The organism is Rhizobium sp. CIAT894, from assembly GCF_000172795.2.
GTDB lineage: Bacteria > Pseudomonadota > Alphaproteobacteria > Rhizobiales > Rhizobiaceae > Rhizobium.
The window spans coordinates 759,323-782,752 of record NZ_CP020947.1; the positions used below are offsets into that span (position 1 = coordinate 759,323).

At 62.4% G+C, this 23,430-nt stretch carries 20 protein-coding genes and 1 tRNA gene; 14 read left to right on the forward strand and 7 right to left on the reverse strand.

What is annotated here, in order from left to right; all coding sequences use genetic code 11:
- Position 1: 1 nt before the first annotated feature.
- The gene (locus tag RHEC894_RS03725) at positions 2 to 1,894 is read right to left on the reverse strand and encodes an AsmA-like C-terminal region-containing protein (protein ID WP_085736278.1); all 1,893 of its coding nucleotides are present in this window, start codon (positions 1,892 to 1,894) and stop codon (positions 2 to 4) included.
- Between the two features lie 174 nt (positions 1,895 to 2,068).
- On the opposite strand from RHEC894_RS03725, the gene RHEC894_RS03730 reads away from it, so the two are divergent.
- A complete protein-coding gene (locus RHEC894_RS03730; RefSeq protein WP_085736279.1) occupies positions 2,069 to 4,021 on the forward strand; it encodes an acetoacetate--CoA ligase in 1,953 nt (650 codons plus the stop codon).
- Between the two features lie 253 nt (positions 4,022 to 4,274).
- Here the strand turns inward: RHEC894_RS03730 and RHEC894_RS03735 are convergent, their stop codons facing one another.
- Complete coding sequence (locus RHEC894_RS03735) at positions 4,275 to 8,171, reverse strand: PAS domain-containing sensor histidine kinase (RefSeq protein ID WP_085736281.1); 3,897 nt, start codon at positions 8,169 to 8,171, stop codon at positions 4,275 to 4,277.
- A 214-nt stretch (positions 8,172 to 8,385) separates the two neighbouring features.
- Here RHEC894_RS03735 and RHEC894_RS03740 point away from each other — a divergent pair, with 214 nt between their 5' ends.
- The 4 genes from RHEC894_RS03740 (at position 8,386) to RHEC894_RS32845 (ending at position 9,793) form a co-directional block, all read left to right on the forward strand.
- The gene (locus RHEC894_RS03740) at positions 8,386 to 8,835 is read left to right on the forward strand and encodes a phasin (protein ID WP_085736283.1); all 450 of its coding nucleotides are present in this window, start codon (positions 8,386 to 8,388) and stop codon (positions 8,833 to 8,835) included.
- A 129-nt stretch (positions 8,836 to 8,964) separates the two neighbouring features.
- Positions 8,965 to 9,041 (forward strand) — tRNA-His (locus RHEC894_RS03745).
- Positions 9,042 to 9,137: 96 nt separating this feature from the next.
- A complete protein-coding gene (locus tag RHEC894_RS03750) occupies positions 9,138 to 9,575 on the forward strand; it encodes a DUF4174 domain-containing protein (protein ID WP_085736285.1) in 438 nt (145 codons plus the stop codon).
- Between the two features lie 47 nt (positions 9,576 to 9,622).
- The gene (locus tag RHEC894_RS32845) at positions 9,623 to 9,793 is read left to right on the forward strand and encodes a hypothetical protein (RefSeq protein WP_010065010.1); all 171 of its coding nucleotides are present in this window, start codon (positions 9,623 to 9,625) and stop codon (positions 9,791 to 9,793) included.
- Here RHEC894_RS32845 and RHEC894_RS03755 read toward each other — a convergent pair.
- Positions 9,790 to 10,671 carry a LysR family transcriptional regulator gene (locus RHEC894_RS03755; RefSeq protein ID WP_085736287.1) on the reverse strand — a complete coding sequence of 294 codons (882 nt, stop codon included), beginning with the start codon at positions 10,669 to 10,671 and terminating at the stop codon, positions 9,790 to 9,792. The genes RHEC894_RS32845 and RHEC894_RS03755 overlap by 4 nt on opposite strands.
- Complete coding sequence (locus RHEC894_RS03760; RefSeq protein WP_010067173.1) at positions 10,668 to 10,982, reverse strand: putative quinol monooxygenase; 315 nt, start codon at positions 10,980 to 10,982, stop codon at positions 10,668 to 10,670. The genes RHEC894_RS03755 and RHEC894_RS03760 overlap by 4 nt, the downstream gene beginning before the upstream one ends.
- Before the next feature lie 178 nt (positions 10,983 to 11,160).
- On the opposite strand from RHEC894_RS03760, the gene RHEC894_RS03765 reads away from it, so the two are divergent.
- The 8 genes from RHEC894_RS03765 to RHEC894_RS03800 all read left to right on the forward strand — a co-directional run bounded on the left by RHEC894_RS03765 (position 11,161) and on the right by RHEC894_RS03800 (position 19,858).
- Positions 11,161 to 12,657, forward strand: a complete 1,497-nt coding sequence (locus RHEC894_RS03765) for a CoA-acylating methylmalonate-semialdehyde dehydrogenase (RefSeq protein ID WP_085736289.1) — start codon at positions 11,161 to 11,163, stop codon at positions 12,655 to 12,657.
- A 223-nt stretch (positions 12,658 to 12,880) separates the two neighbouring features.
- Positions 12,881 to 13,363 (forward strand): iron-responsive transcriptional regulator RirA, encoded by a 483-nt coding sequence (rirA, locus tag RHEC894_RS03770; protein ID WP_085736290.1) that lies wholly within the window; start codon positions 12,881 to 12,883, stop codon positions 13,361 to 13,363.
- A 359-nt stretch (positions 13,364 to 13,722) separates the two neighbouring features.
- Entirely contained in the window at positions 13,723 to 15,318 is a 1,596-nt protein-coding gene (locus tag RHEC894_RS03775) for an ABC transporter substrate-binding protein (protein ID WP_085736292.1), read from the forward strand.
- 87 nt (positions 15,319 to 15,405) lie between these two features.
- Positions 15,406 to 16,410: an ABC transporter permease subunit gene (locus RHEC894_RS03780; protein ID WP_085736294.1), complete on the forward strand. Its 1,005-nt coding sequence runs from the start codon at positions 15,406 to 15,408 to the stop codon at positions 16,408 to 16,410.
- A gap of 9 nt (positions 16,411 to 16,419) precedes the next feature.
- Complete coding sequence (locus tag RHEC894_RS03785; protein ID WP_085736296.1) at positions 16,420 to 17,310, forward strand: ABC transporter permease subunit; 891 nt, start codon at positions 16,420 to 16,422, stop codon at positions 17,308 to 17,310.
- On the forward strand, positions 17,310 to 18,326 hold the full coding sequence (locus tag RHEC894_RS03790) for an ABC transporter ATP-binding protein (protein ID WP_085736298.1): 1,017 nt from the start codon (positions 17,310 to 17,312) through the stop codon (positions 18,324 to 18,326). Before RHEC894_RS03785 ends, RHEC894_RS03790 begins: the two co-directional genes overlap by 1 nt.
- Positions 18,323 to 19,276, forward strand: a complete 954-nt coding sequence (locus RHEC894_RS03795; RefSeq protein ID WP_085736299.1) for a peptide ABC transporter ATP-binding protein — start codon at positions 18,323 to 18,325, stop codon at positions 19,274 to 19,276. The genes RHEC894_RS03790 and RHEC894_RS03795 overlap by 4 nt, the downstream gene beginning before the upstream one ends.
- Positions 19,277 to 19,318: 42 nt before the next feature.
- The gene (locus RHEC894_RS03800; RefSeq protein WP_085736301.1) at positions 19,319 to 19,858 is read left to right on the forward strand and encodes a gluconokinase; all 540 of its coding nucleotides are present in this window, start codon (positions 19,319 to 19,321) and stop codon (positions 19,856 to 19,858) included.
- Here the strand turns inward: RHEC894_RS03800 and RHEC894_RS03805 are convergent.
- The 3 genes from RHEC894_RS03805 to RHEC894_RS03815 form a co-directional block, all read right to left on the reverse strand.
- On the reverse strand, positions 19,848 to 21,095 hold the full coding sequence (locus tag RHEC894_RS03805) for an FAD-binding oxidoreductase (protein WP_085736303.1): 1,248 nt from the start codon (positions 21,093 to 21,095) through the stop codon (positions 19,848 to 19,850). The genes RHEC894_RS03800 and RHEC894_RS03805 overlap by 11 nt on opposite strands.
- Before the next feature lie 73 nt (positions 21,096 to 21,168).
- Entirely contained in the window at positions 21,169 to 21,672 is a 504-nt protein-coding gene (locus tag RHEC894_RS03810) for an isoprenylcysteine carboxylmethyltransferase family protein (RefSeq protein WP_085736305.1), read from the reverse strand.
- A complete protein-coding gene (locus RHEC894_RS03815; RefSeq protein WP_085736307.1) occupies positions 21,669 to 22,721 on the reverse strand; it encodes a type III polyketide synthase in 1,053 nt (350 codons plus the stop codon). Before RHEC894_RS03815 ends, RHEC894_RS03810 begins: the two co-directional genes overlap by 4 nt.
- A gap of 170 nt (positions 22,722 to 22,891) precedes the next feature.
- On the opposite strand from RHEC894_RS03815, the gene RHEC894_RS03820 reads away from it, so the two are divergent.
- Complete coding sequence (locus tag RHEC894_RS03820; protein ID WP_085736308.1) at positions 22,892 to 23,428, forward strand: tetratricopeptide repeat protein; 537 nt, start codon at positions 22,892 to 22,894, stop codon at positions 23,426 to 23,428.
- Positions 23,429 to 23,430: the final 2 nt, after the last annotated feature.

Sequence of the window (23,430 nt, forward strand, 5' to 3'; positions counted from 1 at the left end):
TCTATTGCGCGTGGGGCGTATTGCCGAACAGCGGAACCGGCGAGATTACCGGGTTCGGCCATGAGCCGCCGATGAAGAACGGCAGAAGCGGCAGCTCGGCGGCCCTGGCCGGATCGGTTGCCTCGAGCGATCCCGAAAGCGCCAGCCCGTTCGACTGATAGGTGATGACGCCGGAAAGTGTCAGTGTTTCCGAAGGACCGGCGATACGGACATCGTGCATCTCGGCGGAGCCGTTGGCGAAATCGGCCTGGAGGTTGAGCTGGTTGAAAGCGAAGGCGCCGCCGGCTGCCGCGCTCAGCGGAAAGAACGGTTTTCCGGCTGCCTGCGTCCTCAATGCCGCGGTATCGACGCCGGGGATCGTGCCGTCCCTTGTCCAGAAGTGCAGCCGGCCGGTGACGTCGGCAAGGCCGGTCGTCCAGATCGCCTTCGGCGACTGCAGGTCGAGGTCGAGCGATCCGGTCGCCAGCGGCAGCGGTCCCTTCAGCCGCAGGCGCTCGGCAAGGGCTGCGAAATCGGCATCGCGGATCGACAGTTGCAGCTTGCCGCCGCCGTCGAAATCGCGCTGGGTCGCTTCCAGATGCGCGGTCATCTCGCCGCCCTCGAAGCGGCTGTCGCCAATATCGAATTTCGCTTCGCCGCCGGCAACGATCACGCTGGCGCCGACGTCGGAAAGTGCGAAGAGACCCATCTGCGCGCGCCGCGCCGAAAGTCTGACATCGACATCGAGCACCTGCAGCGGCCCGTTGATGCCGGCCGAGATTTCCTCCGCCTCGCCGACGGCCAGCCTGAGCGCGAAGGCGTCGAGGAACGGCTTGAGGTTCATCTCGTCGAAGGCGAGCGTGCCGCCGATCTTCGGTCGTTTGCCGGGCTGGGTGAAAAGGTCCATCACCCCGGTGGCACTCGCCTCGTTCAGCGACAGGCTGAGATTGTTGAAGCGCAGCCCATTGCCCGACGACATGATGTCGGATTCCAGCGAGGCGCTCTTCAGCGTTCCGATGCCGGGGATCGATTTGCCCGACCATTTGAGAAGTGCGGGCATATCGGGAATGCTGGCGCTGATATTGCCGGAAAGGGCCGAAAGGTTGGCAATGCTGGCAATCCCCTGGAAGCGCGCCGTCAGAAGGTTCGATGTCAGCGACGTCCGTGTTTCGGCATTTTTGCCGGCAAAGACGAGCAGCGGCTGGCGCGAGGCGAAATCGACCTTCAGGTCCTCGCCGTTGATGCGGGCGATGATCACAGCCGAGATCGCGCCGGACAGTCGCGGCCAGGCGATATCGGCGGTAACGCTGTCGAAATGATAGGCCTTGGCGGTCTTGACGTCGGTCACCGTGAGCGCGCCGTCTTCGACCGTCACCGCGCCGATCTCGGCATCGAGATCGGGATCGAGCACCTCGGCGCCGTTTTCGGTGCGTACGCCGCTGATCGCGCGCGCGAGCAGGCCGGCATAACTCCAGTCAATCAGCCCCTTCTCGTCGCGCGTCAGGGCCAGATTGGGGCGCACCAGGTGGAATTCGTGGAAGCTGGTGCGGCCTCTCAACGCATCGATGAGGCTGAAATCGGCCGACAGGCTTTCGATGCTGCCGAGCAGCTTGTCGCCGCTTTCGCGCGGCTGGCGGATGGTGACCTGGTTCAGCGTGATGCGCGGCGTCGGCCAGAATTCCAGCACCGGGCTGCCCTTGATCTCGGCATGATAGCCCGTCCATTTCGACAGCGCGTCCTCGATGCCCGAGCGCACGAAACCGGTCGAAATGAGATAGGGCGCAGCGACCCTCAGCGCCACGAAAAGCCCAAGCGCAATCAGCAGAAAGACAGTCGACAGACGGGCGAAGGCCGGAAGCCAGCGCGAAACGGGTCCGATCTTCCTGCGCCACCTGCGATGTCTTGACGTGCTCATGATCTCCGCCGGCAATTCAGCCGGTCATCCCTTTATGCGCTGGTTCGCGGATATAGGAAATATCAGGCATATGCAAATCCCCTGCGAGGCGCCGCGCGTCTTTTCAGATGCGGGTTCCACACTTTATAATGCAATGCAGCATGATATAAGAACGGCATTGGGGAGGAGGATTGAATGCAGGATAACAGACCACTTTGGGTGCCCTCGGAAGATGCGGTTGCGACAAGCCCGATCCATGCCTTCATGGAGCGCTGCAATGCCGACTTCGGGCTGTCTCTTTCGGGCTTTGAGGATCTGCACGCCTGGTCGGTGGCCGAGCGGGAGAATTTCTGGTCGGCCGTCTGGGATTTCTGCGGCGTGAAGGGAGAGCGCGGCACAGAGGTGCTGGTCGACGGCGACCGTATGCTGGAGGCCCGCTTCTTTCCCGATGCGACGCTGAACTTCGCCGAAAACCTGCTGCCCCGCTGCGGCGACGGCGATGCCATCATCTTCCGCGGCGAAGACAAGGCTGAGGACCGCTGGTCGTGGGACCGGCTCCGCGCACTGGTCTCGAAGCTGCAGCAGGCCTTCAAGGCGCTCGGCATCTGCGAAGGCGACCGCATCGCCGCCATGATGCCGAACATGCCGGAGACCGTCGCCGCCATGCTGGCGGCTGCCTCGATCGGCGCCATCTGGTCGTCCTGCTCGCCCGATTTCGGCGAGCAGGGTGTGCTCGACCGCTTCGGCCAGATCGGCCCCAGGCTGTTCATCGCCTGCGATGCCTATTGGTATTCCGGCAAGCTGCAGGATGTCGGCGCCAAGGTCGCGACCGTCGCCAAAAGCCTTGGTGTGCCTGTTGTTGTCGTCCACTACGCCGGCGATGCCGAGGCGGTGGTGGCCAAAACACCGGGTGCTTCGACGCTTGAGGCCTTTATCGCGCCTTATGAGGTGAAGGAGGTCGAATTCACCCGGCTTGGTTTTGCGCACCCGCTCTACATCCTCTTTTCGTCAGGCACGACAGGCGTGCCGAAATGCATCGTCCATTCGGCCGGCGGCACGCTGCTGCAGCACCTCAAGGAGCAGCGGCTGCATTGCGGCCTGCAGGCGGGCGAGAAGCTGTTCTACTTCACCACCTGCGGCTGGATGATGTGGAACTGGCTGGTCAGCGGCCTTGCCAGCGGCGCCACGCTCTGCCTGTTCGACGGCTCTCCGTTTGCGCCCGACGGCAACGTGCTGTTCGATTATGCCGAGGCCGAAAAATTCGCCATCTTAGGCACCTCGGCGAAATACATCGATGCAGTGCGCAAAAGCGGGCTGACGCCGCGCGCAAGCCACGATCTCTCCAGCCTGCGGCTGATGACCTCCACCGGCTCGCCGCTGTCGCCCGAAGGCTTCACCTTCGTCTACGAAGGCATCAAGCAGGATGTGCAGCTCGCCTCGATATCGGGCGGTACCGATATCGTCTCCTGCTTCGTGCTCGGCAATCCGCTGCAGCCGGTCTGGCGCGGCGAGATCCAGGGGCCGGGCCTCGGCCTTGCCGTCGATGTGTGGAACGATGATGGCAAGCCGGTGCGGGGAGAGAAGGGTGAGCTCGTCTGCACCAAGGCCTTCCCCTCGATGCCGGTGATGTTCTGGAACGATCCCGACGGCGCCAAGTATCGCGCCGCCTATTTCGAGCGCTTCGACAATGTCTGGTGCCACGGCGATTTCGCCGAATGGACCGAGCATGGCGGCCTCGTCATCCACGGCCGTTCGGATGCGACGCTCAATCCCGGCGGCGTGCGCATCGGCACGGCCGAGATCTACAATCAGGTGGAGCAGATGGAGGAGGTGGCCGAGGCGCTGTGCATCGGCCAGGAATGGGACGATGATGTGCGCGTCATCCTCTTCGTTCGCCTTGCCCCCGGTGTGACGCTGACCGAGGATCTCGTCAAGGCGATCAAGACGCGGGTGCGCACCGGCGCCTCGCCGCGGCATGTGCCTGCAAAGATCGTCGCGGTCGCCGATATCCCCCGCACCAAATCCGGCAAGATCGTCGAGCTTGCCGTGCGCGAGGTCGTTCACAACAGGCCGGTGAAAAACCAGGAAGCGCTCGCCAATCCCGAGGCGCTGCAGCTGTTTGCCGGGTTGGAGGAGCTCAAGGACTGATCGCCGATCGGACGTTACAAGCTTTTATCACTGATCCATGCACTGTCATGGAAACCTTTCGTTAAGAAAGGTTTGTCAAATCTAAAAGCCAACTTGGGGGCCGTATATGAACGAGGCGGCCTGGAGCCCTACAGCGCCGCGCGTCTTTTCAGACGCGCAATTATGCAGGAGGGCTTTCGATGATGGTGATCGACTGAGCTCTTGTTGAACAGCACCAAATTCAAGGCAGCTTCGGCTGCCTTTTCTTTGTGGCTCAGCCGGCCAGCACCCGCTGTGACGGGAAGGTGATCTCGACGAGCGTGCCCTCGTTCGGCGCCGAATTGATCGAGAAGACCGCCCGGTTGGCATCGACCATCGCCTTGGTCAGCGGCAGGCCGAGCCCGGTGCCGTCGCCGCGATGGCGCGATTGGGTCGAGGAGACCTGCCGGAATGGCTTCATCGCCTGGTCGAGCTCGCTGCGCGTCATGCCGATGCCGGTATCGCGGACCCTCAGCACCACGCTGCCATTCGCCTCATAGGAGGTGGAAACGACGATCTGTCCGCCCGACGGGGTGAAACGGATGGCGTTCGACAGGATGTTGAGGGCGATCTGCTTGATCGAGCGCAGATCCGCCACGACCTCCGGCACCGCCTGCGACAGCGCCGTGCGAATGATGACGCGCTGGCCGTTCGCCTGCGGCTGCACCAGCGCCACGGCCTCGGAGACTGCCTCGTTGAGGCCGACGGCGGCAAAATCGAGATCCATCTCGCCCGCCTCGATCTTCGAAATGTCGAGCAGGTCGTTGACGATGTCGAGGACATGTCGGCCGGAGCGGCCGATATCGTTGGCATATTCGATATAGCGGGGATGACCGATCGGACCGAAGCGTTCGCCGGCCATCATGTCGGAAAAGCCGATGATGGCGTTGAGCGGCGTGCGGATCTCATGGCTGACACGGGCGAGGAAATCGGTCTTGTGGGCGTTGGCGGTTTCGGCCGCACCCTTGGCGTTGCGCAACTCGTCCTCGGTGCGCTTCCATTGGGTGATATCGCGGATGACGGCGCAATAGCCGTTGGAGGAAGTGAGCTGACCCATCGTCATGAACAGCGGCACGAAGCCGCCGGCGGCCTCGCGGCCGATCACTTCGCGCCCGTCGTTCAGCACGCTGGCCACGCCATGGCCGGCAAGGCCATGGAGATAGTCGAGCACGGCCTTCTGGCTCTCATGGGCAAACAGCATGACGAAGGGTTTGCCGCGCGTCTCCTGCTCGTCGTAATTGAAAAGCGCGCTCGCCGACCGGTTCATCGAGCGAATGTCGCCCTCCGTGCCGATGACGACGACGCCGTCGGTCGCCGTTTCCAGGATCGAGCGCAGTTCCTCCACCTCGACCTGCAGCTTGGCGACCTTCTCGACCATCCGCTCCGGACGCGCTTCGGCCCGGCTTTCAGAGCGGCTTGTCTCGCTTCGGCTATCAACCTTGCCTTCCACCGGCATCAGCGCCAGCATCAAGGCGTTGGCGTCTTCCCAGCGCACCGATTGCAGCCGCGCCGTCACCGGCACCAGGCTGTCGTCGGCCTTGACCAGCATCATCGTGCCGGAGCCGGCGGCCTTTTCCTCGAGTTCGCGGCGCTGCAGCAGCGCTTCGATGCCGCCCACCTCACGCAATGCGTCGAGCGAGGTATAGCCGGTCAGCCGCATGAATTCCGGATTGGCATGGAGCAACGCATCGCCGACATGGATCAGCACCGCGACAGGCAATTGGTCGACCGTTCCCACCGAAAGCCCGTCGGTCATCTTGACGCGCGGCGGAATGAAGCTGGTGAGAACGTCGATCTGGCTGACCGTCTCCTCCAGCCCTTCGGTCGCCTCGTCCTCGGTTGCGACATCAGGCTCGCCGTCGCTGACGTCGTCGCGCTGGGCATCCGCCGCATTCTCGAAGATCGCTTCCTGCGGCGCGATCTTTTCGCGCGAAGCCAGATCGGCCTCGTCGGCAATGGGTGTTTCGGCCTCGACTTCTGCGGGGCCGGAAGCCTCTTCGAAGCTGGCGGTTTCCGCGCCGGCAGGTTCCGCCGGCGCCGTGGCGGCGGGTTCTATCGGTGTCGGCGCGGCAGGTTCGTCCTTGCTGGCGCCGAAGGCCTCGAGCCGCCTGGCGATTTCGCGGAAATTGGCCTGCTCGGCGGCCGTCAGTGCGCCGCCGCTGTTGTGCAGCTGAACGATCTTGTCGGAGAAGCGGCGATTGGGCGTTTCCGAAATGCGCAGCGCCGGCGGCTCGTTCGACGGTTCCGCTGCCGGCTCGGCGGCGGAAACATCACGGGCATCGGCACTCTCTTCAGCGTCTTCCAAAGCGCTTTCCCGGAAAGGCGGCTCGCCGGACGCCTGCTCGATGGCCGCCTGCTCGGCGACACTCTCTTCGGTCTCCGTCTGCGGCTCGGTCGCCGCAAGCGTCTCGTCCTCGGTCTCTTGCGTCAGCGCAGATTCGATCGCGGCCTCGTCATGCGTTGCCGGCACTTCGAATACCGTCTCGGCAATGATCTCGGCAGGCGGGCCAAGGCTTTCCGCATCATGGCCGACGCCATCCGGGCCGAATGTCAGGCCGAGCGCCAGCGGATCTTCCTGCGCATCGGAAAGCCGGACGACGCCGAAGCCGCGGAAACCGTCGAAATCGCGATTGCGGGTATAGGTCGGCAGCGCCGCCAGATCGACCGGAACGACGAGGCTGGTGCCTTCGACCGGCCAGAGGATCGTTTTACCCGACCATGTGTCCCGGCGGGCGAGCGCCTCGGCAAGCTTGCCGTCGGGATCGAGGTTGAAGAGGGCGGCAATATCGCCGAAGGCCGAGCCGATAATGTCGGAGGCATGCGGACCGACGGCCTCGGCAAATTCGTGGCTGACCTCGTTGAAGCGGCCCTCGGCATCGATCTTCCAGACGAAGCGCGTGGCGCGGCTGTTCGGCCTGAAGACGAAGCCGGGCTCGGCCGCCAGCTCAGGGGCAGGAGGCACCTCGGGAACATCAGGCGCCGCGGCGGCGCGCTCTTCTGCGATCGCTGCCGGCGTTGCTTCGATGTGGGGTTCGCCGGTTTCGGCAGGCGGTTCCGCCGCCGCCGTTTCCACCGTCTCGGTGACGGAGGTCGGCTCGCCCTCGATGATCGCGGCAGGCGCGTCGGTCTCATCCGCGCCGCTGTCGATCACGCTGTCGTTGTTCTCAGGCTCCGCATGCCCGGCGAGACCGGTCGCGTCCACCGCCTCGTCAGCGGATGCAGCTGGCGTCTCCGCCGGCTGTTCATTTTCGCCTGTGATGTCCTCGAGCGTTTCCTCGACCTCCTCGATCCCCGACACAGCCTCGATGATCTCGGTGAAGCCTGCGGCGGCAGCGGGCTCGGCGCGGAGCTGTTCGGCCGGCGGCACGCTGTCTTCCGGCGCATCGACGAAGTCGAGCGTGGGCGCATCGATCGGGCCGGGCGCGGGCGCATCGATCACGGGCGTATCGGTCGCGTCGAGGTGGCCGATCGCGGTCTCCACTGCAAAGAGCAGATTGAGCGCCGGTTCGTCGCTGAGCTTGCCGACGGCTGCCGGAAGATTGCCTCTGCCGGTGGCCACGGGGCGCTTGACCAGCCGGTCGGGATGGGCGCCGGCAAGATTGATCAAGGTCTTTGCGGTCTGTTCGGAGATCCCGAGCGAGGCAAAGCCCGGCGAGGCGGCGATGACTTCGCCATTGGCGCCGATGACCGCCATATGCGTATCGGGATCATCGAGCCCCTGCAGCATCTGGGCCGCCGAAGCGCCGGCGGCGAGCGGCTTTGCCGAGACCGGCACCGAAAACAGGATGGCCTTTTCGCCCTGGGAGAGACGGATCAGTTCGGCCGCCGCCTGCACCTGCACGCGCTGAAAGCCCTTGGCGACGCGGATCATCAGGCTTCTGTAGTCACCGATATCGCTCAGCTGGCGTGCTGCCGTTTCCAGCTGGCGGAAGGTGATGTCGGTGCGGTCGGCGCCCTGATCGAGCAGGTCATAGACGGCCGAATGGCCGAAAAGCTCGGCGCCCGCGCCGTTCGCCCAGAGCAGGCGGGAAAGGTCGGATGAAAACAGCACCATCGCCTCGCCGCGTGAAAAGCGTTCCCGCACCCGTGCATGCACGGCGATATCGATGAACGGATATTGGACTGCGGGCATGATCGAACCTTGTCGCTGTCGGCCTTCTTAAATTAACGGCTTATTAATAACTGCGGGGCGCATGCGGGTCTAGAAGAGCAGGGTGTTTTCGGCCGGCAAGGTTAACGTATTGTGCGTCGCACAATAATTGTTGCAATGCACAATGAAATGTCCTATATAAGCTGCATCCCAACTATTGCAGGCAGTGACTGCCTCAGCCCAAAGGATGCGACCCATGGCTACCATAAAGACCGATGACGTTTTTTCAATCGCTTCTTTCGACCCGTCCAAGTTCGCGGAATCCTTCCGTGATTTCGCCGAAAAGGGCGCTCAGCAGTCGAAAGACGCTTATGCCAAGCTGAAGACCGCCGGCGAAGAAGCCGGCAAGACCCTCGAAGCCACCGTCCAGACGGCACAGGCCGGCAGCGTCGAGCTCGGCCTGAAGGCAATCGACGTCCTGCGCGTCAATGCCGAAAGCTCGCTCTCGCACCTGGAAGCGCTGCTCGGCGTCAAGTCGCCGGCTGAATTCTTCGAGCTGCAGACCTCTTTCCTGCGCAAGCAGGCCGAACTCGCCGTCGAGCAGGCCAAATCGATCCAGGAAACCACCAAGCAGGTTGCCGAGAAGCTGGCAAAGCCCTCCAAGGACGCCGCCGAAAAGGCCATGGCTTCCTTCAAGAAGGCCTGATCGGTCTTACCCTTCAGTGACAAAAGGCTGGACCTCGCGTCCAGCCTTTTTGTATATTGACGAGGAATGGGGCTTGAATTCATCGCCAAGTCCTCGTATGTGACCCCCGTCGCGCCAAGCGTGACATATGCGGTTGTAGCTCAGTTGGTTAGAGCGCAGGTTTGTGGCACCTGAGGTCGGAGGTTCGAGACCCCCCAACCGTACCATTCTCTCCACACGATCAGAATGAAAACCTGGTTCCTATCGTTTCGATGGAACCCATGCCATCTCGCGCCGTTCTCCAGGTTAACGGGAGAATATGCATGTCGAAAACCCTTCTCTATGGCGCGACCAAAATCGACGAGACCAACAGCGCCTATGCGCCGGTCGAAAGCCTTGCCGCGTTCCAATGGAAGAACCGTGTCTTCGTCCTTTTCGCCGATAGCGACAATGCCCGCGCCGCCCGCCAGGAAAACCAGTTGCTGGCAGACTGGGCCGGGCTCGATGAGCGCGATATGGTGGTGCTGAAGGTGTCGGGCGGCAGCGTGCGGTCGCTTTTCGGTTCGGCTGACGATCTTGACGGCGAAGAGATCCGCCGCAAATTGGAGGCGCCCGAGGCGGGCGAATTCGCAGCCTTCCTTGTCGGCAAGGATGGCACGGTCAAGCTCAAGGTCAGCGAGCCGATCGCCAATGCCGAGCTCTTCGCCATCATCGACAGCATGCCGATGCGCGCTGCCGAAGCGCTGAAGCCGGACAAATAGCCCCGGCCGCACAGCACATTTATCACATCATGAGAAGGGAGACGGTCATGTCCGTGCCCAACGAACCCATTCCCGATCAGCCGCCGATGCCCGCACCCGGCTGGAAGCCGGTGCCGCCGATCAAGGAGCCGGAGCCGGATCGGCTGCCCGACGAGGCGCCGGTTCCGAACCCGGATGAGAACGACGGGCCGGCCAAGCACGTGTCCACCACCTCCTAGAGGAAGATGTGCCGTTCGGCGCTGACCAGTTCCTGCAGGAAATCGGCAACGCTCCTGACGCGCACGAGGTCGCGCGCCGTTTCGTGATAGGTCGTCCAGTAGGCGCGCCGGATCGAAATGTCAGGCAGGATCCGCTGGAGTTCCGGATATTGCCGGGCGATATAATCGTGCAGGATGCCGATGCCGGCGCCTGAGCGGACTGCCTCCGTCTGGCCGATCGACGTCGAAATCTCGAAGCTCGCATCCCAGCTGCGCATCACCTCGCCGGAGAAATTCAGTGAGGCGGTGAAAATCAGATCTTCGACATAGCCGATGCGCGGATGCGCCTTCAACGCGTCGATATCGCCGGGTGTGCCGTGGGAGGCGAGATAGTCGCGCGAGGCATAGAGACCGAGCGTATAATCGGTGAGCTTGGAGGAGACGAGCCGACCCTGTTCGGGCCGCTCCAGCGTTATGGCGATATCGGCCTCGCGCTGCGAAAGCGAGAAGGAGCGCGGCACCGGGACGAGCTGGATCTTCAGCTCGGGATGCCGCTCGATCAGCCTGCCCATGCGCGGCGCCAGAAAGGAAACGCCGAAGCCATCGGGCGCGCCGACGCGCACGGTTCCGGCGATGGCCGTATCGGTATGGCCGAGGCTCGCCTGCACGGCGAGCATTTCCGTTTCCATCCGCTCGGCGGATGCCAGGAACACTTCGCCTTCGGCCGTCAGCTCGCAGCCATTCGTGCGGCGGATGAAAAGCCGCGTCTTCAGCGCCTCTTCCAGTGACGTCAGCCGACGCGAGAGCGTCGCGTGATTGAGCCCAAGCCGCTTCGAGGCGGCGAGAATCTGCCCGGTACGGGCGACGGCAAGGAAAATGCGAACATCGTCCCAGTTCATGGCTTCGCACACATTGCGATCGGATCGACCTCGATCAGCGTCAGCGATGTCACCATGCCCGCCGTCTCGTTCTTGTATTTCAGGAAATGCGGTGCCTGCAGATGGGCCTCATAGGCCTCCTGATCGGCGTAGACCTCGAGAATACGGATGCGGTTTGGCTTGTCCCTGATGGAAACGGCGCTGAGCGAAAGTACGCCGTCCTCCAGCGCAACGGACGCCTCGATTTCTTCGCCGAGCAATGCGCGATAAGCTTCCAGCCTGTCCGGATCGATCTCCAGCTCAGCCATTCTGACGACGGTTTTCCGGTTCATCGGTTTGACCTCTCGTTGGGATTTGACTTGTCCTCGGGCCGTGCCAAATTTGCAGGCAGCAGCGCTCGATACAATGGCAGAGCTATAATATACGCACAACAGTTACTTATTTCAGCGCATTGATTTGTGCAAATTGAAGTGCGATTGTAGGCCATCCCAAAAACAGGAGGAGCATCCCATGCGTGAGATCGGTCATTTCATCGGCGGCAAGCATGTTGCCGGCACCAGCGGCCGCGTGAGCAACGTTTACAATCCGGCAACCGGCGAAGTGCAGGCGACGGTCGCCCTTGCAAGCGTCGAGGAACTGCGCGCCGCAGTCGAAAACGCCAAGGCCGCGCAGCCGAAATGGGCTGCCACCAATCCGCAGCGCCGTGCCCGCGTCTTCTTCAAGTTCGTCGAACTCCTGAACAAGCATATGGATGAGCTTGCCGAACTGATTTCCAAGGAACACGGCAAGACCATCGAAGACGCCAAGGGCGACGTCATCCGCGGCCTCGAAGTCTGCGAATTCGTCTGCGGCATTCCGCATCTCGCCAAGGGTGAATTCACTGAAGGCGCGGGTCCTGCGATCGACATGTATTCGATCCGCCAGCCGGTCGGCATCGGCGCCGGCATCACGCCTTTCAACTTCCCGGGCATGATCCCGATGTGGATGTTTGCGCCGGCGATCGCCTGCGGCAACGCCTTCATCCTGAAGCCCTCCGAGCGCGATCCCTCCCTGCCGATCCGTCTCGGCGAACTGATGATCGAGGCCGGCCTGCCGGCCGGCATCCTCAACGTCGTCAACGGCGACAAGGGTGCCGTCGACGCGATCCTCACCGACCCCGATATCGGCGCAGTTTCCTTCGTCGGCTCGACGCCGATCGCCCGCTACGTCTATGGCACGGCGGCGATGAACGGCAAGCGCGCCCAGTGCTTCGGCGGCGCCAAGAACCATATGATCATCATGCCGGATGCCGATATGGATCAGGCCGTCAACGCGTTGATGGGTGCGGGCTACGGTTCGGCCGGCGAGCGCTGCATGGCGATCTCGGTTGCCGTCCCTGTCGGCGAAGAGACTGCCAACCGCCTCGTCGAGAAGCTGACGCCGAAGATCGAATCGCTGCGCATCGGCCCCTATACCGACGACAAGGCCGACATGGGCCCGCTCGTCACCAAGGATGCCTATAACCGTGTTCGCGGCCTGATCGACCGCGGCATCGAGGAAGGCGCCAAGCTCGTCGTCGACGGCCGCGATTTCAAGCTCCAGGGTTATGAAGACGGTTATTTCGTCGGTGGCTGCCTGTTCGACCACGTGACACCCGAGATGGACATCTACAAGACCGAGATCTTCGGACCTGTCCTCTCCGTCGTTCGCGCCCAGAACTACGAAGAAGCGCTGTCGCTGCCGATGAAGCACGAATATGGTAACGGCGTCGCCATCTACACCCGCGACGGCGATGCCGCCCGCGATTTCGCCTCGCGCATCAATATCGGCATGATCGGCATCAACGTTCCGATCCCGGTTCCGCTCGCCTACCACTCCTTCGGCGGCTGGAAGGCCTCGAGCTTCGGCGACCTCAACCAGCACGGCACGGATTCGATCAAGTTCTGGACGAAGACCAAGACCGTCACCGCCCGCTGGCCCTCCGGCATCAAGAGCGGCGCAGAATTCGTCATGCCGACGATGAAGTGATCTGCACGATCATCGATCTGCAATCTGTCGTTCGGGGGCCTTTTGGCCCCCGAATTCTTTGATTTCAACGTGTTGATTTTTCCCGTATCGATTTCAGATGAGTTGCCGATTGATGTCGCGGCAAATGGCCTCATAAGCTGAATGCGAATTTCATATTTTGGAATTGTTCAAAACTGCCAAACCGCCTATATAGGTCCGAACAGGCACGAGTCAGGAGATCGGCATGCGGTTGACGAAGCAGACCAACTATGCGGTTCGCATGTTGATGTATTGTGCTGCCAATGACGGGCACTTGAGCCGGATTCCGGAAATTGCCAAGGCTTACGGTGTTTCCGAGCTCTTTCTTTTCAAAATCCTCCAGCCGCTCAACAAGGCGGGCTTGGTCGAGACGGTGCGCGGCCGCAATGGCGGCGTGCGCCTGGGCAAGCCGGCAGCCGACATCACGCTCTTCGATGTCGTGCGGGTGACGGAAGACAGTTTCGCCATGGCCGAATGCTTCGAAGATGACGGCATGGTCGAATGCCCGCTCGTCGATAGCTGCGGCCTGAATTCGGCGCTGCGCAAGGCGCTCAACGCCTTCTTCGCCGTGCTGTCGGAATATACTATCGACGACCTTGTCAAGGCGCGTCCGCAGATCAATTTCCTTCTGGGGCTGACCGGCGAGCAGGACTATCGCAAGCCCGCGATCGTGGCCCCGGCCGCCTGAATCCAGAGAGCAGGACAGAGTTGTGAAACCGCGATTGCCCCGGCAATCGCGGTTTTTCTTTTGCCTCGTTGCGCCGGCCGGGCAACCATAAATACCGCAAGCCTGGCGCGCTGAGCGGATCGACAGTCACACGTTTAAGGGGCGCAATTATCCAGAATGCGACGAAATTCCGGTGATTTTTATCCAAAAATGTCCAAATGAGGCTGATTTTTGACTGAAAATTTCTAAAATTGTCCAACTGGAAAAATTTTCTCCGTAGACCGTTGCTTTCAGTAGATAAATGTCGTTCCATCGACCGTCGATCGCGATGCCTACTGCGGTCTCCAAACATCAAAAAAGAACAACCGGGAAACAATATTATGAAAAAGATCTCTGTCATGCTGGCAGCGACGGCTCTGATTTCGGTCATGGCGACGTCGGCCTGGTCCAAGACCCTTGTCTATTGCTCCGAGGGTTCGCCGGAAGGCTTCGACCCGAGCCTCTACACGGCAGGCACGACCTTCGACGCCTCGTCGCGCACGGTCTATAGCCGCCTCGTCGAATTCAAGCATGGCGGCACCGAGATCGAACCGGGTCTGGCCGACAGCTGGAGCGTTTCGGCTGATGGCACCGAATACACCTTCAAGCTTCATCCCGGCGTCAAGTACCAGACCACCGACTTCTTCACGCCGACGCGCGATTTCAACGCCGACGACGTCGTGTTCTCCTTCGAGCGGCAGCTGAAATCCGACAATCCGTGGAACAAGTACGTCGAGGGCGGTTCTTACGAATATGCCGCCGGCATGGGCTTCCCGGAACTGATCAAGTCGGTCGAGAAAGTCGATGACCTCACCGTCAAGTTCACGCTCAACCATCCCGAAGCGCCGTTCCTCGCCGACCTCGCCATGGACTTCGCCTCGATCGTTTCCAAGGAATATGCCGACAAGCTCGCCGCCGACGGCAAGATGGCGCAGTTGAACCAGCAGCCGCTCGGCACCGGCCCCTTCACCTTCGTCGCCTACCAGCCGGATGCCGTCATCCGCTACAAGGCCAACGAAACCTATTTCAAGGGCAAGGAAAAGATCGACGATCTGGTTTTCGCCATCACCTCTGACGCTGCCGTGCGCGCCCAGAAGCTGAAGGCCGGCGAATGCCACCTGATCCCCTATCCGAATGCAGCCGACGTTCCCGAGCTGAAGAAGGATGGAAATCTGACGGTGATGGAACAGGCCGGCCTCAATGTCGGCTTCCTCGCCTACAACACCCAGATGGCTCCGTTCGACAAGCCGGAAGTTCGCCGCGCGCTGAACATGGCGATCAACAAGCAGGCCATCATCGACGCCGTCTTCCAGGGTGCCGCGGCCGTTGCCAAGAACCCGATCCCGCCGACGATGTGGTCCTATAACGACGCCGTTCAGGACGACAAGTACGATCCGGATGCCGCCAAGAAGGCGCTCGCCGATGCCGGCGTCAAGGATCTCAGCATGAAGGTCTGGGCGATGCCGGTGTCGCGTCCCTACATGCTGAATGCGCGCCGCGCCGCCGAACTGATCCAGGCCGACTTCGCCAAGGTCGGCGTCAAGGTCGAGATCGTCACCCATGAATGGGCCGAATATCTGAAGCTCTCCTCCGACGTGAAGCGCGACGGCGCGGTCATCCTCGGCTGGACCGGCGACAACGGTGATCCTGATAACTTCATGGATACGCTGCTCGGCTGCGATGCCGTCGGCGGCAACAACCGCGCCCAGTGGTGCAACAAGGAATATGATGCGCTGATGAGCAAGGCCAAGCAGACGGCCGATGTCGGCGAGCGCACCAAGGCCTATGAACAGGCTCAGTTGCTCTTCAAGAAGGAAGCCCCCTGGGCGACCCTCGACCACTCGCTTGTCTTCGTTCCGATGAGCAAGAAGGTCTCGGGCTTCTTCATGGACCCGCTCGGCATTCACCGTTTCGACGGCGTCGACGTATCCGAATAGCAAGAATAATGTCAGAATACCCGGCAGAGCTGGGCGCAGCCGGCGGTCAGGCACCCCCTGACCGCCGGAAACTATTGGACATCTGCCATGTTGCGTTTTTTCATAAGCCGCCTTGCGGTGCTGATCCCGACATTCCTCGGCGTTTCCCTCATTGCCTTCTCGTTCATCCGCATGCTTCCCGGCGATCCCGTCATGCTTCTGTCGGGTGAACGCGTCATGGCGCCGGAACGGCACGCCCAGATCATGCACGATCTCGGCTTCGACCGGCCCATGTACGTGCAGTATTTCGATTATCTCGGAAAAGTGCTGCATGGCGATCTCGGCACCTCGATCGTCACCAAGCGCCCGGTGCTCGGCGAATTTCTGACGCTGTTTCCGGCAACGCTCGAACTTTCGCTCTGTGCCATCATCCTCGCCGTCTGTCTTGGCGTGCCCGCTGGCGTCTTCGCGGCCGTCAAGCGAGGCACGTGGTTCGACCAGAGCGTGATGGGCGTGGCGCTCATCGGTTATTCCATGCCGATTTTCTGGTGGGGCCTGCTGCTCATCATCTTCTTCTCCGGCTATCTCGGCTGGACCCCGGTTTCCGGCCGCATCTCGCTGATGTATTTCTTCAAGCCGGTCACTGGCTTCATGCTGATCGACAGCCTGCTGTCCGGCCAGAAGGGGGCGTTCTCCTCGGCGGTCAGCTATCTCATCCTGCCGACCATCGTGCTGGCGACCATTCCGCTTGCCGTCATCGCGCGACAGACCCGGTCGGCCATGCTCGAAGTTCTGGGCGAGGATTATGTCCGCACGGCGCGCTCGAAAGGCCTGAAGCCGCTGCGTGTCGTCGGCGTGCATGCGCTGCGCAACGCAATGATCCCGGTCATCACCACGATCGGCCTGCAGATCGGCGTTCTTCTGGCCGGCGCCATCCTCACCGAGACGATCTTTTCCTGGCCGGGCATCGGCAAATGGATGGTCGATTCAGTCTTCAAGCGCGATTATGCCGTGGTCCAGGGCGGTCTTCTCCTGATCGCCGGCGTCATCATGATGGTCAATCTGATTGTTGATGTTCTCTACGGCTTCATCAATCCGCGCATTCGTCATTAGGAGCGGTTCATGAGCACCGTCACCGTCAAGTCAGTCCAGCCATCCGCCGTTGCGGAATTCTGGCATTATTTCTCCCGCAACAAGGGCGCCGTCATCGGCCTCGTAATCTTCGTCGTCATCCTGGTGGTCGCCGTCTTTGCGCCGCTCTTTGCGCCGCATGCGCCGAACGAGCAGAACCGTCAAGTGCTCTTGGCCGTGCCGGCCTGGATGGAGGGCGGCAGCGCTTCCTTCCCGCTCGGAACCGATGCCGTCGGCCGCGATATCCTCTCGCGCCTGATCTATGGCGCGCGGTTTTCGCTCTTCATCGGCGTCGTCGTCGTCACGCTTTCGGTCATATGCGGGGTGCTGATCGGCCTCGTCGCCGGATATTTCCGCGGCAGCGTCGATACCGCGATCATGCGGCTGATGGATATCATCCTGGCCTTCCCGTCACTGCTGCTCGCCCTCGTGCTGGTGGCCGTGCTCGGGCCTGGCCTGACCAATGCGATGATCGCGATTTCGCTGGTCAACCAGCCGCATTTCGTGCGGTTGACGCGCGCCTCGGTCATATCGGAGCGCGAGAAGGAATATGTGATCGCCTCGCGTGTCGCCGGGGCCGGCACGTTCCGCCTGATGTTCAAGACGATCCTGCCGAACTGTCTTGGGCCGCTGATCGTCCAGGCGACGCTCGCCTTCTCGGCGGCGATCCTCGATGCCGCCGCTCTCGGCTTCCTCGGCATGGGCGCCCAGCCGCCGACACCCGAATGGGGCACGATGCTGGCCGAATCCCGCGAGTTCATCTCGCGCGCCTGGTGGGTCGTAACATTCCCGGGTCTTGCCATCCTCATCACCGTTCTCGCCATCAACCTGATGGGTGACGGCCTGCGCGATGCGCTCGACCCCAAGCTGAAGAGGTCGTGATGCCACTTCTCGAAATCGAAAATCTGACCGTCGAGTTCCAGACCTCTTCCGGTCTGTTCCGCGCCGTCGACGGCGTATCGCTTGCCTGCGACAAGGGCGAAATCCTGTCGGTCGTCGGTGAATCCGGCTCGGGCAAATCCGTCGCCATGCTGGCCCTGATGGGGCTTCTGCCCTGGACGGCGAAGATCACCGCCGACCGCCTGCAGTTCGACGGCCAGGATCTGCGCGGCATTTCCGCCCGCCAGCGCCGCCGGATCGTCGGCAAGGACATGGCGATGATCTTCCAGGAGCCGATGTCGAGTCTCAACCCGTGCTTCACGGTCGGCTTCCAGCTCGGCGAGACGCTGCGTGTCCATATGGGCTTGAACCGCAGGGAACGCCGCGAACGTTCCATCGAACTTCTGAACCTCGTCGGCATTCCCGCACCCGAAGACCGCCTGTCGAACTTCCCGCACCAGATGTCCGGCGGCATGAGCCAGCGCGTCATGATCGCCATGGCGCTCGCCTGCAACCCGAAGCTCCTGATCGCCGACGAGCCGACGACCGCGCTCGACGTGACGATCCAGGCGCAGATCCTCGACCTGCTCGTGCGGCTGCAGAAGGAGCAGGGCATGGCGCTGGTGCTGATCACCCATGACATGGGTGTCGTCGCCGAAACCGCCGAACGCGTGCAGGTGCAATATGCCGGCCAGAAGGTCGAGGAGCAGCCGGTGAGAGCGCTGTTCCGAGATCCGCATCACCCCTATACCGCGGCCCTCCTTGCCGCCCTGCCGGAACGCGCTCAGGTGGGCCATCGTCTGCCCTCGATTGCCGGCGTCGTTCCCGGCCAGCACGGGCGCCCGACGGGCTGTCTTTTCGCGCCGCGCTGCGGCTACGCCACGGTCGAATGCGATCGCGGCGTCGTTCGCCAGGGACCGGAGCTCGGGCTGGCATTGTGCAACTATCCTTTGAAGGACGGCAAGCCGCTCGGACATCCCGGCGTGATAGTCAATGAAACTGCAGGAGACCTGGTATGACAGGCGCTGTTCTCGAGGGCAGGGATCTCGCCCGTTTCTACACCGTCAACCGCGGTCTCTTCAAAGCCGATGCCACCGTCAAGGCGCTGAACGGCGTCAGCTTCAGCCTCCATTCCGGCAAGACGCTCGCCGTCGTCGGCGAATCCGGCTGCGGCAAGTCGACGCTCGCCCGTCTGGTGACGATGATCGAGGATCCGACGGCCGGCGAATTGCTGATCGACGGCAAGCCTGCGCGCGTCGGCGACCGCAGCCTGCGCAGCCAGGTGCAGATCGTCTTCCAGAATCCCTACGGCTCGCTCAACCCGCGCCAGAAGGTCGGGGCGATCCTTGACGAGCCGCTGAAGATCAATACCGATCTGGACGCGGGCGCCCGCCGCCGCAAGGTAGAGGAGATGATGGCCCGCGTCGGCCTGCGCCCGGAGCATCATGGCCGTTACCCCCATATGTTCTCCGGCGGCCAGCGCCAGCGCATCGCCATTGCCCGGGCGCTGATGCTGCGGCCGAAGGTGCTGGTGCTCGACGAACCGGTTTCGGCCCTCGATCTCTCGATCCAGGCGCAGGTGTTGAACTTGCTTATGGACCTGCAGAAGGAGATGGGGCTTGCCTATCTGTTCATCTCGCACGGCCTCTCCGTCGTCCATCATATCGCCGACGAGGTGATGGTCATGTATCTCGGCCGTCCGATCGAAACCGGTCCCGCCGCCGAAGTCTTCGCCAGGCCGCGTCACCCCTATACGGCCGCCCTGCTGTCGGCGACGCCGATCGCCGATCCCGAGCGCGAGAAAAACCGCATCCGCCTGCAGGGCGAACTGCCGTCGCCGCTGAAGCCGCCGTCAGGCTGCCACTTCAATCCGCGCTGCTGGAAGGCGCAGGATCATTGCCGTCAGGTTTCTCCCGAATTAAGGGGAGAGGGCGCACAACAATATGCCTGTCACTTCCCGCTCGATTGAGCGGGAAGTGCGGAGACAACAGGTTGGATGCCGGGAGGAAGCATGCCGGACGAGCGGATGAACAGGCCCTATGCGATCATCGTCATGGGGGTCAGCGGCTGCGGCAAGTCCTCGGTCGGCGAAAAGCTTGGCGAAGCCCTGCACCTCCACTTCGTCGAAGGCGATGGGCTTCACCCGGCAGCCAATGTCGAAAAGATGTCGAAGGGCATTGCGCTGACCGATGAGGATCGGATGCCCTGGCTCGACCTTATCGGCGAACGAATGCAGGCCTCGCTGCAGAAGGGCGAGGGCATCGTCGTCTCCTGCTCGGCGCTGAAGCGCATTTATCGCGACAGGCTGCGGGCGGCTGTCGGCGGCAAGCTGTTCTTCGTCTATCTCGAAGGCTCCAAGGCGCTGCTGACGCAGCGCATGGGCGAGCGCAAGGGGCATTTCATGCCGGTCTCGCTGCTCGAAAGCCAGCTTGCGACGCTGGAGGCGCCGACAGGCGAGCCGGGCGTCGTCACCGTCGATATCGACGACACCATCGACGGCATTGCGACAACGGCCCTCAAGGGCCTCGTGACCCTCGGCGTTACGGCTTGAAACGCTGCGGCGAATAGGCCGTTATATCGATCAACGGCGTCTCGCCGGTCATGAGTTCGGCGAGCACGCGGCCGGTCACCGGCCCGAGCGTCAGCCCGTGATGGGCATGGCCGAAGGCAAACCACAGTCCCTGATGGCGCGGCGCCTTGCCGATAACAGGCATCATGTCGGGTGTGCACGGACGCGCGCCCATCCAAGGTTCGGGATCGAGCCTGTCGCCGAGCGGGAAGATCGTGCGGGCCACGGCTTCGGCCCGGTCGAGCTGGACCGGCGTCTTCGGCGCATCGAGCGTTGCGAACTCCGCTCCCGTCGTCAGCCGGATGCCACGGCGCATCGGCGCCAGGAGATAGCCGCGTTCGGCATCGAGCATCCAGTTGTTGAGCACGGCATCACCCTTGGCGGCATAATGCATGTGATAACCGCGCTTGACGCCGAGCGGAAAGGAATAACCGAGCCGGCGCGTTGCGAGCGCCGCCCAGGGGCCGAGCGCGATCACCGCATCGTCGGCTTCGAGCGGGCCTTCCCCAGTCATGATCTTCCAGCCCGAGCCGAACGGGCCGAATGAGGCGGCGTCGCCTGTGACGAAGCGGCCGCCGAGGCTTTCGAAATAGCCGCGATAGGCTGAGGTCAGCGCATGCGGGTCGAGCACCGACCAAGGATCGCGCCAGTGGATGCCGCCGGCAAAATCGCCCGTCATGTCGGGCTCGATGCGGGCGATATCGGCCGACGTCAGGCTGTCATAGTCCACCCCGAATTCATTCTGCCAGAGTGCGGCCTCCGCCAGGGCCTCGTCACGTCTGGCCTGCGTGCGGAAAATCTTCATCCAGCCGTCCCTGCGGATCAGCGCTTGCGCCTCTGACGCCTCGATCAGATCCTTGTGTTCGGCAATCGAATGTTGGATCAGCGGCGCATAGGCCCGGGTGATCACCGCGTGGCGCCGGGCATTGGAATTCCACCAGTAGCGGGCGAGAAAGGCGAGCTGGCTCGGCAGCGTGCTGAGATGGTAATGCGCATCGATGCGGTTATTCAAAGCATAACGCAGCAAGAGGCCGAGCTGCTGCGGAAAGCCGTAGGGCGCGACACCTTCGCGCTGGATCAGCCCGGCATTGCCGAAGGAGGTTTCGCGGCCCGGGTCCTTGCGGTCGATCAGTGTCACCTGCCGGCCGCGCCGCTGAAGATGGATGGCCGCCGACACACCGACGATACCGGCGCCGAGCACGATCGCGTTTTTCGTCATTCCCCTGCATTCCGCTTTGTCGTCGGGGTGAAAATGCTCCCGCCGATACGGCGGCGCAAACGAAAAATCGCATTCATTTCACAATCATGACGCTTTTGAGTGCGGCGTTTTCGGCCTTCATGCGAATAGAGAGGATGCAGGCGTTGAGAAGCGAAAAGCCGATCGCGTAAAGGGGGAGGCCGAAGGCCAGCGGAAGGGCGGCGATCTCGCCGACGACGATCGCGTAGTTCGGGTGCCGGAGGAAGCGATAGGGGCCTGATGTGACGAGCGGTGCGCCGGGCAGGATGATGATGCGTGTCGTCCAGCGGTCTTTCAAGGTCGCCAGCACCCAGAGCCGCAATGCCTGCAGCCCCATGAACACCGCAACCCAGAAGAGATCGACCGGCCTGCCCGGCGCCAGCAGCCAGAGGCCGATGAGCCAGCCGGCATGCAGCGCCACCATGGCAGGATAGTGCTCCGGCGCCACTTCCCTGGCGCCCTTGGCGAGAAGGGCGGCGGTGTTGCGCCGGGCAAGGACGAGTTCGCCAAGCCGCTGCAGCGTCACGAAGGTCAGGAGGGCGATCGACGGCCACATCATGCCACCCTCCGGAGCGTCACACAGCTCGCCGAGAAACCCGGCCCCATGGCAATCATCGCGGCGCGCTCCGGCAACCCGGCGCGGATCGCCCGCTCCAGCACGAACAGAATGGTCGGCGAGGACATATTGCCGTAGTCGGCAAGCACGCCACGCTCGTGATCGAGCGTGCCCGGCGGCAGCGACAGCGCGCTTTCCATCGCAGCCAGCACTTTCGTTCCGCCGGGATGGCAGATGAAGCGGTCGATATCACCGGGCGTCAGCCCGTTCCGCGCCAGAATGGCCGTCACTGCCGGGCCGAGCTCCTTTTCGGCAAAGGGCGGCAGTGATTGTGCCAGCACGATGCCGAAGCCGCCATCATCGATCTTCCAGCCCATGATATCGAGCGTGTCGGGAAAGAGATGCTCGCCGGTCGATTCCACCTCCGCCAGCCCGCCTTGGCCGGATCGCAGCACGCAGGCGGCGGCGCCGTCGCCGAAGAGCGCCGTCGCGATGATGTTCGGCCGGGTCAGTTCGTCCAGCCGGAAGGCCAGTGTGCAGAGCTCGATCGAGACGAAAAGCACGACGGCGCCCGGCCGGCTGCACGCCAGCCGCGAGGCGATCGCAAAACCCGACACGCCGGCCGCACAGCCGAGCCCGAAGACCGGCACGCGCTCGATATCGGCCCTGAAGCCCATCCGCCGGGCCATCTGCGCATCGAGGCTCGGCGTCGTAAATCCGGTCGATGAGACCGTCACGATACAGTCGACATCGCCGGCATCGAGCCCCGCCTGACGAAGCGCCGAGCTGGCGGCCTCGACGAAAAGCGCACCCGCCACCTCCGCATAGGCCTGCATCCGGTCCTGCCAGCCATGCGGCTCGTCGAACCAGGCAAGCGGCCGCGCCGCATGGCGCTTTTCAATGCCGGCGCTGTCGAAGACACGGGCAAGGTGACGGAAATCCTCGAAACGGTCGGCAAACAATCGGGCCGAGGCTTCGACGGCCTCTCTCTGGAAAATGACATGTTCGGGTGCGGCGACGGCGAGGCTGATGAGTTTCACGGTATCGGTCACAAAATTCTCCTTATCGTTCCCGGCGGAACGACGGAAAACACCCGGTTCCTGCAATCTATTCGGCCTCGAGCACTTCACGAAGCAGTGATGGAGAAAATGGGGAGGCTTCCGAATAAAGCGAGGTGCAGCGGTGTTCTCTTCTCGCAACGTCACTTCTAGAGGAAATTCCCATGACGATCATGACAGTCCGCATTGCTTCCATCCTTCTCGGCGGCTGCCTTGCCGCTTCCCTCTTCTCCGGCCCGGTCTTTGCAATCGGCAATGACAACAGCACGATGCCGACCTGCAAGAAGGGCGAGATCTACGACCAGAAGACCAAGAAATGCGTCAAGCAGCAGAGCGCCAACGTCTCCGACGAGAACCGCACCGACTACGCCTATTCGCTGGCCAAGGCCGGCCGCTATGAAGAGGCGCTTGCCATGCTCGACACGGTCAAGGACCAGAACACCGCCGAGGTGCTGAATTATCGCGGTTATGCCACCCGCAAGCTCGGCCGCACCGACGAAGGCATCTCCTATTATCTGCAGTCGGTGAAGATGGATCCGCAATACGCCAAGGTCCGCGAATATCTCGGTGAAGCCTATGTCATCAAGGGCCAGCTCGATCTCGCCAAGGAACAGCTGACGACCATAAAGGCCATCTGCGGCACAGCCTGCGAGGAGTATCAGGATCTGAACGCGGCCATCCTCGATCCGTCTAAGATCTGATT